Below are 14285 nucleotides of genomic sequence, written 5' to 3'. Positions count from 1 at the left end.
TGTATGCTGTAAACAACCTGTAGCCAGAAGGCTACAGATTGTTCTGATAAACAGGCTTAGCTGGCTTTGGGTTGTCTGCCCTGTTTGATATGGCGATCACGATTAATCGCTTTCTGGCGTTCGCTTTTTTTCAGCAAAACATAAAGCGCACCTGTACCACCATGACTTTTTTGCGCACTATTAATCGCGATGACCTGTGGGAACTGTGGCAGCCATTTGGCCAGGTAGCTTTTTACGACACAAGGCAGAGAGTCAGCGCTTTCCCCACGGCCTATTGTGATCATAGCGACCCGGATATCATGTTTATAGCAATCCTCGATAAACTGAAATACTTCTCCACGGCATACCTGGACGGTCTTCTTTTGCAGGTTGAGTGCGGCGTCAACCGGATATTTTCCTTGTTTCAGGCGCTTATAAACCCCTTCCTGTACGCCGTCCTTTTTATACTCTACCGGGTCAAATGGACCCAGCAGGTCAACATATTCTTCTGACAGGAAGTTGTTATCTTCTGCTGTTTCCTGAAGAGCGGCTTCTCTTCGGGCTTTTAAGGTGTGAGCATCCTCTTTTTTTGCGGTTTTTACATTCGCTTTATCATTCTTTCTCATCGGTACCACACCGCGCATTTCACGCAGAAAGTAGTCGAGATCATCGTCCTGGTCAGCCATAAAAGCCTCCACATAACTTTAAGGTTGCTCTTTTGTTTCAGGCCACTATATAAGGCCTGTTTATCAATAATAAAAGTCATTCCACCTATAGAATAATCACTACAAACGTAATTTCTGCCATAATTCAGGATATACTCTGACATAAGTAATATTTTTGCTATCTTCAAAAAAACAGGTTACAGAATAAACCTGTACTGAATACAGGCGATACAGGTGTTTTCCAGCACCCCCGGAGATAACTTAACCGGTCTGAACTGCCCCAAAGCATGCTGGTTTTTTCAGGAATGAATAATGAGTACGGATTCCCGACCCCAATGGATTATCCCTGCTGTCCTCGGTGCAATCATGCTGGCAGCTTTTTACGGTATTTTTCTGCAACAAGAATCTGATCAGGAATATGAACAGGAAAAAGTTCAGACTTCACTTGAAGTGGCTCACAAAATAATTACCGGCTGGATTGATGATCAGAGACATCTGGTCTCTACGTGGGCTCATTTTCCTGAGGTTGTTGTCTATGCTGATGAACTGAATCGCTTACCTCTGGAGCGTCATGCTCTGGTAAAACAGCCAGCCCGGCTGGCACTGAAAACTTTTTTTTCTCCATTGGTAAAATCTGGAAAAATAGATCGCTATACTCTGGTTGATGGCGATGGTTATATCCGGGCATCTTCCAGCAACAGTTTACTGGCTCAGCGGTCAGGCATGGCTCGTTTACCGGCGATTTTCTCTCCATTATGGCAAGGGAAAAAACAGTGGGTGCTGCCATACAATAACCCGGAACCCAGTCGCAATAAAGACGGTGTTTACGTACGTAATCAGCCTCATTTGTTAATTGCGGCTCCGGTAATGTCGGGACATGGTATGAGTGCTGCTCTGATTTTTGCTGTCAACAGTCAGAGAGAGTTGCATCGGATGCTGACACCTGTTATCAGTCCGGATATTCAGGCCATGACAATCATCTCCGGAGAGAAAACGCTTTTCGAGATCGGAACATGGGTTAAGGCCGGAGGTGATGTAAAGTTACTTGAGTGGGGTGGTCCTGATCATACTCTTGAATATCGAATACTCTATCGGTCATCTTCTTATATATCAGGCATGCAGTCGGTTTATATCCTGTATGTTCTCATCATACTGGCAGCCCTGGCGGGTATTCTGGCCAGTCGCGCTCGGGCGTACAAGCGTTACTGGACGGGGGATGGTTCAGAGTTTGTGGGAGAAGTCGTCTTTGCCAAAGGGCGTCGGGCGTTTCTGATTCTGGATAGTCTGGGGCAGGTTGTTAAAACCAATGCTATAGCGAGAGAGCTGTTATCCGGTAATACGGATACAGGCAAAAAAGAGATGCAGTCGCTACTGATTGAGCTGGCACTTAATCTTCAGACTGAAGATGGATACTCTGCCCCTGAATTTGCCGCGCTGCTCAGAGATAGTGGGAAAGAGCTGTTTTATGGTGTCTGGCGTTTAAAGCATCGAAAGTATAACGTGTCCTGTCGTTTTACTGCTCATGAAGATGGCGGTAATGTTCTGGTCGAAATTAATGATATTACTGATAGCTATGATGAAAGAAATCAGTTGAGACGACGCAGCCAGGCGCTGGATCATGCAGCAGAACTGGTTTTCTGGGTTAATAAAGAGGGACGACTGGTATATCTGAATAAAACGGCCACTTCCGTTCTGGGTTATTCTCCGGCTGAACTTGAATCTTTTGCTCTTAAAGACATCGATGCAGCCCTGAGTGATGATGGCTGGAGTCTTATCTGGGGGCGTGTTCGTCGGGGTGAAAAGGTGCAGCATGAAGCGGCTCTGGTTAAGAAAAGCGGTTCTTCTTTTCCGGCTGAAACCCATATGAGTTTTTACAGCAGCAGGACAGACTCCTTTGTCTGTATTTTTGCCCGTGATATCACCCATAAGAAACAGCTCGAAGCTGATCTGTATCGTAGCAGGACGCAGCTGACTGATAAGCTGAGTATTACTTCAAAAGAACTGGAAGCACGGGAAGAAGAGAATAAAGCGCTACTTGAATCAATACCCGATCTGCTTCTGGTGATGAACTCTCGCTTTGAAGTGATGCACTTTCAGCAGCCTGTCGGCAGTAATGATGTACTGGATATTGTCATCGGTCAGACTCTGTTTGACAGTTTTGCTCTGGATATTGCCATTCTGGAGCAGGCGCTGAAAAACGATGGCCGCTATTTTACTGAGATACAGCGCCTCTCAGGCCCGCACTGTCAGTTCCTTGAGTTGAGGATGGCCCGAGCCTCAGATAATCGTATTTCTGCTCTGGTCCGGGATATTACTGAACGTAAACAGCAGGAGCACCTGCGCCAGTTTCATAATCACCTGCTCAGTAGCCTGACGACTATGCAGACCCGTTTCATCTGCGATTTTGATAAGAAGCCTGACTTTGAAAAGCAGTTGACAGATCTGATGTCTCTGGTGGGAGCGGGTTATGGGGTTTGTCTGCTGACTGAATCTCTGAGCTGTACACTGAATATGTCCAAATGCTATGAGTTAGCAGATCCTGGCTATGACTGGCTTAGTGAGGAGTGCCGACATTTGATTATTCAGTGGTGTCAGGATTGTCTGCAACAGTGGTATACCCATAATAGCCATATCGGCCCTGAAATTATTACTATGGCGCAATGGGATCTTCCGCAACACTGCAGACTGGATAACACGCAATTGTCTCCAGGGCTGATTATCCTGCCTATTCTGGTTGGAGAAGATATTCAGATGTCTTTCACTATTCTGTTACAGGATATTAGAGGCTGGAATAATCCTGGTGTGTTTGATTCCTGGGTTGCAACTTGTGCTGCGCTGCTGGCCGGGTATGAGAATGATCGTGAGCGGGTAAGGGCCGAACAGAATCTGTTAATTGAGAAAGACCGGGCTGAAGTGGCCAGCCAGGCTAAGACTGATTTTCTTTCCAGAATGAGTCATGAGTTCCGAACACCTCTGAACGCGATCCTCGGTTTTAGTCAGTTAATGGTAATGGATCAGGACAATTTGAATGAAGAGCAGGCTGATCATCTCTTTCATATTGAAGAATCCGGACAAAAAATTCTGAAGCTGGTAGATGATATTCTGGAGCTTTCCCAGATGGAAAATAAAGAGCTGGAAGTTAATCTGCAGGATGTGAATCTTTCAGCGGTTGTACAGGATTTATTGCCAGAACTGGCTGAATCTGCAGAGAAAAAAGAGATTGTCCTGTCAACAAACCTGTCATCAGAAGTGATTAATATTCATGGCGATCCAGAGCGTCTGAAACAGGTTGTGCATTGCCTGATAGACAATGCGATTCAGTATAACCAGCCTGGAGGTTCTGTTTCAGTTGATCTGGTGTCAGGCGACAGGAGTTGTGAGCTGGTGGTAACAGATACCGGGCAGGGGATTGATCCGGATTTCCTGGAGAAAGTATTTTTGCCATTTGAAACGGCTGAAGGGCTTCTGTCGCAGGGCGTGGGCAATGGGCTGGCTGTTGCCCGGCATCTGGTTGAATTAATGGAGGGGAATATCAGGGTCACATCGGAACCGGGCAAAGGTAGTTGCTTTACCGTTTCGTTTCCGGTTACTGCCCGGATGACGGATGTAGTTCATCCTTTTATGGCATCTGTTGCGCCGCAGGATGCTTTTCCAGACCTGGCGCCTGAGTCAGCAGATCCTCAGGTTAGTGATGATTCTATTGAGTTGGGTTGCATGGCAGCAGAGTATTTTGACGTTCTTTATATTGAAGATGAACGCTCCGGACAGCGGTTAGTGAGTCAGGTAGTCGAAAAAATAAACCGGGATGGCGGTGCTGTTGGGCTTCGGCTGGCGATCAATGCTGAACAAGGCATCGAACAGTTTCTTGATAAAACACCGGATATGGTCTTACTGGATATGCACTTGCATGATGTCAGTGGTATTGATGTATTGGAAGCCATTCGTTCACTGGGAGAGGGGCAGGAGGTTCCTGTTATTGCTTTGAGCGGAGATGTGGAGCAAGAGGCTATTAATCAGGCACTGGAGTCTGGTTTTGATGATTACCTGTGCAAACCGGTTGATGTTTCCGTATTGATTGCAGTCATACAACGTTACATGAACTGATGTACAGGTTGAGTGCCTCAGCAAGCAATGAGGGATCTTGTTGATTTATGAATATGACTGACTTTATTCCAGGCGGGTATCGGGCTGGAGAAACTCAATGAAGATGTCTCTGAAAACGAAATATCTGATACTTTTTTCTGTATTCGCTGTCACGTTAATGCTGTTATTTTCCCTGGCTGTTTATGGAGAGTTGCAGAAGTTACATCGTTCTGTTTCCGAGGTCAGTCAGGAAAAGGTGACGGACTCACTGATTAATGAGGTTGTTACCAGAAGTGAAGTGTTGCTGGAAGCGATGTCCGCCAGTATTGCTTACCCCGTTTACCAGAGTAATCTGGTCGAAATTGATGAGCAGCTTGATCTGATAGCTTCGACACCGCTGGTGCATCAGGCGCTGGTGTATGACCTCAATGGGCATATTCTTCATGATGGTACTTCGGGTATAGAGCACTTTGGTAGTTTTGTTCAGAACATTCTGCCAGTGAGAATATCCCTTCAGGATGCTGGGTTTCGAGTACTTTCTGACCAGTTACTGATGAATCACCCCGTCTTTTATCAGGGGGAGAGAGTGGGTGGTGTGTTGCTCTGGCTGTCTCTGAATCCGGTACATCAATCTGTGCGGGAAGCTGATCTGGCCATATCAGAAGTACTTGATCAGTCAGAACAACAGTTTCTGCGTTTTTTGATTTATCTGATAGTCTCTTTTGCCTGCCTGGCATTGTTGTTAAGTGGTTTACTATCCCACAGCATCAGCCGACCGGTTCAGGCTCTGATGGAATACTCTCAGACACTGGCTCTGGGACGATGGGACTTACCGCCTCTGCTTTGCAAAGGTGATGAATTCAGTCGACTGGGCAGTGCCTTCCGTAATATGGCGATCCAGATTCGTAATAATGTCCGCAATATTGAGAAGCTGGCGTTTAATGACACTTTAACCGGAGCCGGGAATCGTACTTTTTTTGAGCGTAAGGTCGCTGAGTTTATTTCAGATCAGCCTGAAAGTGCTGTCACTCTTTTGCTGCTGGATCTGGACAATTTTAAGTGGTTTAACGAAACCCGTGGGTTACATGCTGGTGATGAGCTATTGAAAAAGGTAGTCGAGCATTGCCGTGTGGAGACTGAGCAATGGGCAGATCAGTGGGCTTTTTCTGATCGCCATATCCTTTTTATCCGTTTTGGCGGTGATGAGTTTGGTATTGTTCTGCTGGGACCAATATCCCGACATGGAACGGATAGTTTGCATCAGAGATTAATGGGTCTGTTTAACCCTCCGGCAGGGGGGCAAAAAATTCTGCACGGGATGCAGGCCAGTATAGGTATTGCATCTTACCCGGATAATGGTCGTTCGGCAGCGGATATTCAGAATAATGCCACCATTGCACTGAATGAGGCTAAAAAGCAGGGCAAGAATCGAGTCGTTTATTTTGAAGATGAGATGAACGTCAGGCTGCAGAGGCATTATATTCTGGAACAGGCACTTCAGGGAGCCAGAACGCGTAACGAACTCTATATGATTTATCAGCCTCAGGTCAGTCTGGAAACAGGACTGGTGACAGGGTATGAAGCTCTGATGCGCTGGCAGCACTCCGAGCTGGGCTTTATCAGTCCGGCTGAGTTCTTTCCGGTTGCAGAGCAGTCGCCAATTATTCAAGAGCTGGGCGAGTTTGTGATTAATCAGGTGATCAGAGATATTCCTCGTTTATGCCGTCAGCATGGTTATCCGGTAAAAGTTTCGCTCAATGTTTCAGCCGCTCAGTTTTTTTACCATGATGTTGCTGATCTGGTTTTGAAACGGGTCAGAGAATATAAAGTCTTACCTGAAACATTAAGTGTTGAGCTGACTGAAACAGCCTTGCTGGAAAAAGACGATGTGGTTATTGAACAGCTTCAGCGTCTGCGATCAGCGGGCATAGTGATTATGCTGGATGATTTTGGTACCGGGTATGCTTCTCTGTCATATCTGAAGGAGTTTCCTGTCAGCGGGCTGAAAATTGATCGGAGCTACACCTCTCGTCTGTGTTCAGGTGATCAGGGGGATTTTGCTCTATTTGAAAGCCTGTTATTTCTGGCCAGAAATCTGGGGCTGGCCACTGTGGTGGAGGGCATCGAAAATCATCACGAAGAGATGCAGGCAAAACTGGCAGGTGCTAGTGTCGCACAGGGGTTTAAATATGGTAAGGGCTTGCCTGTTGATGAGCTGCTGATAGCAATTGCTTGTGAACAGGGGGCTGAAGAGCCGGTATCTGACGTATAGGGTTTCTGCTTGAGTATCAGCATATTCCATTGTAGCCGGAATATGCTGATCAGGGTCGCTGAAGCGCTGGTTTTACAGTGTTTTCAGGTATTCAATCAGTGCTTTTCGGTTGTAAGGAGAAAGGTTAGTACCATAAGTATGGCCTTTATTACTGTTGCCATACAGTCGGGTATCAAAAGTGAAAGCTGACGCACTGTTCTGAGCCATACCAACTTTGATCGGATCAATATCCCAGCTACCCAGTTTAAAGGTTTCCGGGCGCTCCTCAGGCTTTTTCAACAGGTCATCCAGAGTCGGAACCGACCCGTTATGCAGATAGGGGGCTGTGGCCCAGATTCCATTCAGTGGACGGGCTTTGTAACTTTCCGGGTTTTTCCATGGGCGACTGCTTTTTACCTTCAGATATTCTATTTGAGCTGCAGTCAGTGTGGAGAAGGGCCGATTAACCAATAAGCCCAGTACCTGGTTTTTCAGAATTTCAGCCTTCAGTGCTTCCTCTCCGAATTTTTCTCCGCCAATAACGCCGACTTTTTCGCCCTGAAGAATGCCTGTATAAGCCGTGCGTAAAGCATTTCTGGCCATAACCGGATCAGTGCCAATCGCTGTCTGAGATACCATTACTGAGCGATAAGTATCCATAGGGGCCACTTTTTCGTGGCAGGATGCACAGTTCAGCTCATAGATTTTTTCCCCTCTGGCTGCCATGTCCTTGTTAATTGGGGGAAGGATATCTTCAGGCCAGGCCGGTGGATGCAGTTGTTCGATCCATTTCTCCATGACTGCCAGATTTTTGATCTGAACAGAAGACTTATAACCCAGTTTGCCGAAACGATTACTGACTTGAATATCGCCAAATACGCCCAGTACTTCACCGGCATTACGTGCCAGTGGACCGGGTGGTTTATTCGATGCAATCCCATTCCACTGCACGACATCAGACTGGGCAGTGCCCCACAGGAATGGATAGCTGACCGGTGCATCTGGTGGAGAGGCATTTTCAGGCACTCGCAGGTTTGTTGCAGAAACAGCATTAAATATTTCTCCGAAAGCATCAACACGGGCGTTGCCGTATGCTACTTCTGTTTTATTCATCAGCTCCCGTTCGCTGCGTATACGAGTCCACTTTCCGAGCTCGGTTAACAATTGCTGGCGAGCCTCAGGGTTATTGCTCTGCTCTTTCAGCATACGTTCAGCAAAACGATCAAACTTTTTAGGGTCCATATATGTGGCTTTAAGCGCTGCCGTCATATCTGTAAAGAAAGACTGAAAATCTGCCTGGGTCGGTGCACCATCAATTAACATAGCATCACCTTTATAGGTGATTACCGATGTGTGACATGCAGAACAATTAAGGCCAGCATAGGAGGCTTCAATTTTGCTGGAATCATTTTTGTTTTTCTGTACGTCCTTAGTAAAACCAATGGGGAGTCCATCAGGGTTCCAGTAGCTTTTATTTTGAGGAATATAACGGTATTTAATTATATTGTCTGGTGCAAGAATAAGTTTTTTACTATCTCTCTGTTCCAGGTTTATAAACATGTCGTAAGGTAAGAAACGACTACCCTGGCTCATATGCCAGAAGTCAGCCCGAGTGGCATCATCCCAACCCTGCTTCATATAATGAATTGTGTTGATTTCCTCTTCACTGGCTGATGACCAGGCGTCTTTAGGAGCATCATTGTTGTTGAGAGCCAGATCTTTATTACCGGGCTGAAGGTAGTTACAGCCACTAAGAATAGCTGTAGTCGCAAGACACAGCCCTGTTAGTTTAAGTTTCAAGGTAAACTCCTTTTTTGCTTATCAGGTCCGGGTAAATCAGGTTTATTATTTATCTTTGAACAGAATGATTTTATTTTTTTTTTATATGTGATGTCAGTATATGTGTAATAGATTGTAATCAGTGTGTCTGTTGTTTTTATAAGTGTAATTTTTAAAAGGCGATATATATTGTCGTTAGAGTGATTGCTCTTATTGTTTTTTATTGCTGGTGGCTTTTTGAATGGTATGCAGGCTCTTGCAAAATAGTTGTATTATCTGATGTGGTTTTTATATCTTATTTCATAGCTGGCTGAATAAAAATATTTCGATATTCTCTAGCTGCTGGTAGGAAATTATGGCTCTATCTTACATAGAAACTTCTGTTCAGGAGCTCAGGGAATAATGTGCGGTAATGATGACATATCAAATGATGTGAGAGTTCCCGGCATCGTGGCCGGGAATTCGAGAATAGCGAGAAGAGATAAGATTATTATGAATGGTAGTCATCCAGCTCAGCGGATGCTCCCTGAAATTGCAGCCGGGCCAGTTTTTTGTAAAGGGGAGAGGCTTCCAGTAACTGCTGGTGATGGCCTACGGCTTTAAGCTCGCCCTGGTCAAAGACAGCAATACGGTCTGCATGGATAACGGTGGCCAGTCTGTGGGCAATAATAAGGGTTGTTCTGTTCTCCATCAGTTCATCCAGAGCCTGTTGAACCAGGCGCTCGCTCTGGGCATCCAGAGCACTGGTTGCTTCATCCAGAAGCAGTATCTGTGGGTCGCGCAGAATCGCCCGGGCAATGGCCAGACGTTGTTTCTGGCCGCCAGAGAGCCGTATTCCCTGCTCCCCCAGAAAGGAGTGATACTGATCCGGAAGTTGCCGGATAAACTCATCGGCATGAGCCGCTCTGGCTGCTTGTATGATCTCCTCCTCTGTCGCATCCGGAGCGCCATAACGCAGATTATCCATAATACTGCCTGTAAACAGAGCTGGCTGCTGAGGAACCAGCGCAAACATGTTTCTCAGTTGTTGCAGATTCCATTCTGGTAACGGCTGATTATGGATAGATATCTGTCCTTGCTGAGGGTCTCTGAATCGTAATAGCAGATCGAACAGAGTCGATTTACCAGCGCCTGAAGGCCCCACCAGAGCAATGCGTTCCCCCGGATGGATATCCAGTGTCAGATGTTTGATAGCGGGTGAGTCAGGGCGAGTCGGATAAGTAAAGCTGATATCCCTGAAAGAGATCAGAGAGTCATAGTTGATCTCTGTTTTGTCTGACGAAGAGTGCTGGCTGATATCCTGTCCTGATGCCTGGCTTTCGTCAGGAGAACGAATAGAGCTCTGAGCAGCCATCAGTTCCTGGATGCGCTCTGCTGCTCCGGCAGCGCGCTGAACTTCTCCATATACTTCTGTGACCGCAGCCAGAGAGCCTGCCACCATAATGGCATAAAAGACAAAGGCTGCCAGATCACCCCCGGAAAGCTCTCCGGTAATGACATCATTACCACCAATCCAGATCATTCCTGCCACTGACCCCATAACCAGCAGCATTACCAGTGCAATCAGAGTCGCTCTGTGCCGGATACGTTTCAAGGCTGTATCAAAAGCGTCTTCTGCTGAGCGAGAAAACTCCTGACAGGCCATATCCTCCCGTGTGAAGGCCTGTACAATACGAATATGCTGCAGGCTTTCACCGGCCCAGGCTCCGGTATCGGCAATTTTGTCCTGACTTTGCCGGGACAAGCGTCGCACTTTACGACCAAACCAGATGACAGGGAAAACAATAGCCGGTACCGCAAGCAATACGATAAGGCTCAGTTTAAAATTGCTGAGAAACATCAGAATAATACCGCCGGTAAAGGTCAGGGTATTTCTCAAGGCGAAAGATAGTGATGAGCCTATTACCGTCTGTAACAGTGCGGTATCGGTTGTCAGACGGCTCTGGATTTCGCCCGACAGATTGTCTTCATAAAAGCCAGGGTCAAGACTGATCAGATGCTGGTAAAGCTTTTGTCTGATATCGGCAACAACCCGTTCGCCCAGCCAGGACACCATATAGAATCGAAAATATGCGCCGATGGATACCAGAACAACCAGAATCAGGAATATTGTCAGGGCATTGGCCAGGCCTTCTGGAGACTGGGCGACAAAACCCTCATCAAACAACAGGCGAACACCCTGCCCCAGTGCCAGTGTTAAACCCGCTGTACTGATAAGAGCGATGACTGCCAGTATAAGCCGGGCTTTATAAGGCCGGATAAAGGGCCATAACCAGGTGATCATAGATAACCTCTCATAGGAAAATAAAACACAGTCTTATGTACCGGAATAAAGTCAGTCAGGGCTGGAGAGTATGTCATTGACTGTAGAAACACTTTTATTCGGCAGCTCAGACTGTACATGCGTAAATCGTTTGCATGGATGCCAGAGAAAACGAATCAGAAACAACGACTGATTCGTTTTATGCCTTCCAGTACTTCTTCAGGTTTGCAGGCACAGCAATTAATACGCAGGTATCGGCTGTACAGGTCGCTGGTTGGTGAAAAAACATCACCAGGCAGAAACAATACGCCTTTTTCCAGTGCTTTCTGGTGTATGGGCATCGCTTTCCAGGGTTCAGGAAGTTCTACCCACAGCATAAAACCAGCCTGGGGAAGAGAAACGCGGGTGCCTTCCGGGAAACGCTGCAGAATCCACTCTCGGGTCTGTAGTACCCGTCCGGCATGTAAGCGGGTATTTTTACGGACACTTTTCTGGTAGAGACCCTTCTCCAGCATACGGGCTACGCTTAGCTGGCAGGGCGTACTTACACTGACATTGGTCAGAAATTTACTGGATGTTGCCGGAGCCGGAGTGCCTGCCGGTATCAGCCAGCCGACTCTGAGGGCGGGGGACAGGCTTTTAGAAAATGAACCACACTGACTGACAACATGATGCTGATCAAGGGCCTTAAGAGGGAGAACTTTCTGGCTATCGTATGCCATATCCATGTAAATGACATCTTCGATCAGGCGTGTGCCATGACTGTGGCACAGTGCTATTAGCTGACGCTTTTTCTGATCGGACATAATAAATCCCAGTGGATTATGTCCAACGGGATTGACAACGCAAGCGTTAACCCGGATAGCAGACATCATGGTGGACAGTAACTCCAGATCCATACCAGATTCTGGTGAGGTCGGAATTTCCAGTGCCTTAAGGCCCAGACTCTCCAGTTGCTGAAGAATCGTAAAATAGGTCGGGGATTCAATGGCTACAATATCTCCTGGCCGGGTACATTCGATCAGTGCAATTCGGAGTGCTTCAGTACATCCGTTGGTTATCAGTAATTGCTCTGGCTGGCAGAGAATTTCTTTTTCATGAAGATAATCTGCCAGTGCTTTCTGCAGCGCGGGTTCACCCCCTGTCGGGCTGTAGCCTCCATAAGCCCAATGTGTTCTCTGGCTGATCTGGCGCTGCACTTTTGCCAGCTCTTCCAGCGGCATCAGTTCTGGCTCAGGTACTGCTGTGCCCAGGTTGATGACGGGCTTCTGCCGGGCCAGCGACAACATTCGAATAACCAGTTCGCTCACTTTAACCCGCTCGGCTCCCGGCGTTGCTGCAGGCATTTGCGGTTGCAGAGACTGCTGGCGCTTGTCCGGTGTCAGGAAATACCCGGAACGGGGACGAACCTGAACCAGCCCTTCATCGATTAGTTGCTGATAGGCACTCTGAGCCGTACTCAGGCTGATATTAAACTCCTCGCTGATCTGCCTCAGGCTGGGAAGCTTTTGCTCTGGTTCCGTATGATGGCGGAGTAACTTCTTAAGTTTAAGACTTATGTTCAGGTACAGGTGAGCGCTGTCTGTTCTTTTTTCAGGGGGGTATGGCATCTGTATGCTGCTTTTTTCAACTGTATGCTTATTTTTAGCATATCTGTATCTATTCTGTCTGCTTGTAGTCTTCCCATAATGACCAGGCTGACCAGGGTCGGAGCATATCTGGCCTGGAATCTTCTGCTATATACCTGAGCAAAAGTGCTTTGATCTTCTCCGGTAACGGCTGAAGAATACTGCACTGTTCAGCAGAGAAACTTTTGTTCGGATATTTATACGGGATTCACCCTGATATTAAGAGGGGAATGTCCTGTTATCTGATGAGCTGATGAATAAAAAGGATAAAAGCTATGACTTCGCCTGCGCCTGAACTTAATCTGTCTGATTATGCTAATCGTCTTCCGGGTTCTCCGGTACGTGAAATTCTGCATGTCAGCCAGCAGCCTGGAATGATCTCATTTGCAGGTGGATTACCTGATGCGGCGGTCATGCCTGAAATGCCGGTACTGGATAATCTGGCTGCGATCAGTCAGTACGGCACATCAGATGGCGAAAGCAGCCTGATTAAGGAGCTGGTTAAATGGCTGGGTGAGGAAGGGCTGCCTTGCTCAGAAGAGCAGGTAATTATTACCTCTGGCTCGCAACAGGGGCTGGATCTGGCTGCACGCATTCTGGTGGATGCCGGAAGTGATGTACTGGTAGAGGATCCGACTTACCTGGCGATGTTGCAGGTTCTCAGAGGGTTAGGGGCTAATCTGGTGCCTTTTACTCTGGATGAGCAAGGAGTTGATCTGGCCGGGCTGGAGTCATTACTGCAGACTCGAAAGCCTCGTATGATCTATCTGATTCCAACGTTCCAGAACCCGACGGGATACAGCTACAGTGAGCAAGAGCGCAGGGCGGTGGCAGAACTGATTGATCGGTATGATGTCACTCTGGTGGAAGATGATCCTTACCGGGTACTGAACTATGATAATGCCTTCACGCGCCCGGTATCATCTTATCTGACAAGTGCTAAATGGCTATATATGGGCTCCTTCTCTAAAATGCTCTGGCCTGGCCTGCGTACCGGGTTTGTCATTGCTCATCCTGAGCTGTATCCGTGGATTCTGAGGGCAAAACAGGCTACTGATCTGCACAGCAATCGTCTGGGACAGGCGATTATTGGTCAGTTTCTGAAAGAGGGGCGTTTACCTGATCATGTTGCAAAGCTTAAGGCTCATTATCAGAAAAAACGGGATTATATGCAGAAATTGCTACAGCAATACCTGCCGGATAGTGTTCGCTGGCAGCTTCCGGCCGGAGGCATGTTTTTCTGGCTGACACTGGAGCAGGATACCCGTTCTGTATTACAGGATGGTATTGAAGCCGGTGTTGTTGCTCTGCCGGGCACTCCGTTTGCTGTTGAAAAATCTGCGGATAATACGCTACGCCTGAGCTTCAGTCAGATGACACCAGAGGATATGGAAGAAGGTGTTAAACGTCTGGCCGGAGTACTGGCCCGTTGATATGTGATCAATCGTTTGCTGTAACAGCTTACGGGCCATAGCCAGATTTTATCTGCCAGCTACCTCCCGATTAATTCATCGGGAGGTAGTATCTGCTAGTGGGGTCATTTGCTCAGATCCGGATACTATTTCTCACTATTATGCACTGATCTTGTGCGCCAGATCTCTTTTTCATATTTTTCTCGTTTCTTCACTGCAGGATAT

The 14285-nt window shown here is 47.1% G+C and carries 7 protein-coding genes; 3 read left to right on the top strand and 4 right to left on the bottom strand.

The features are described 5' to 3' along the window. Window positions 1-56 precede the first annotated feature (56 nt). On the bottom strand, window positions 57-665 hold the full coding sequence (gene smrA, locus H4O21_RS05280) for a DNA endonuclease SmrA (protein WP_182807795.1): 609 nt from the start codon (window positions 663-665) through the stop codon (window positions 57-59). 291 nt (window positions 666-956) lie between these two features. Here smrA and H4O21_RS05275 point away from each other — a divergent pair, with 291 nt between their 5' ends. Both H4O21_RS05275 and H4O21_RS05270 read left to right on the top strand, forming a co-directional pair. Then, complete coding sequence (locus H4O21_RS05275) at window positions 957-4748, top strand: ATP-binding protein (protein ID WP_182807794.1); 3792 nt, start codon at window positions 957-959, stop codon at window positions 4746-4748. A 97-nt stretch (window positions 4749-4845) separates the two neighbouring features. Further along, window positions 4846-6999: a putative bifunctional diguanylate cyclase/phosphodiesterase gene (locus H4O21_RS05270; protein WP_182807793.1), complete on the top strand. Its 2154-nt coding sequence runs from the start codon at window positions 4846-4848 to the stop codon at window positions 6997-6999. 72 nt (window positions 7000-7071) lie between these two features. Here H4O21_RS05270 and H4O21_RS05265 read toward each other — a convergent pair whose 3' ends face one another. From H4O21_RS05265 to H4O21_RS05255, 3 genes are all read right to left on the bottom strand, one after another. Beyond that, on the bottom strand, window positions 7072-8778 hold the full coding sequence (locus H4O21_RS05265; RefSeq protein ID WP_182807792.1) for a di-heme-cytochrome C peroxidase: 1707 nt from the start codon (window positions 8776-8778) through the stop codon (window positions 7072-7074). A gap of 469 nt (window positions 8779-9247) precedes the next feature. Next, window positions 9248-11041: an ABC transporter transmembrane domain-containing protein gene (locus tag H4O21_RS05260; RefSeq protein WP_182807791.1), complete on the bottom strand. Its 1794-nt coding sequence runs from the start codon at window positions 11039-11041 to the stop codon at window positions 9248-9250. A 155-nt stretch (window positions 11042-11196) separates the two neighbouring features. Next, the gene (locus H4O21_RS05255) at window positions 11197-12630 is read right to left on the bottom strand and encodes an aminotransferase-like domain-containing protein (RefSeq protein WP_182807790.1); all 1434 of its coding nucleotides are present in this window, start codon (window positions 12628-12630) and stop codon (window positions 11197-11199) included. A 293-nt stretch (window positions 12631-12923) separates the two neighbouring features. Here H4O21_RS05255 and H4O21_RS05250 point away from each other — a divergent pair, with 293 nt between their 5' ends. Continuing rightward, window positions 12924-14081: an aminotransferase-like domain-containing protein gene (locus tag H4O21_RS05250; protein WP_182807789.1), complete on the top strand. Its 1158-nt coding sequence runs from the start codon at window positions 12924-12926 to the stop codon at window positions 14079-14081. The last annotated feature ends 204 nt before the right edge of the window (window positions 14082-14285 follow it).

Origin of the sequence: Oceanospirillum sediminis (assembly GCF_014164585.1) — a bacterium.
In the GTDB taxonomy this organism is placed as follows: domain Bacteria; phylum Pseudomonadota; class Gammaproteobacteria; order Pseudomonadales; family Halomonadaceae; genus Oceanospirillum; species Oceanospirillum sediminis.
The sequence above is the reverse complement of the archived record's forward strand: the minus strand, read 5'-3'. Positions and strand labels throughout refer to the sequence as shown.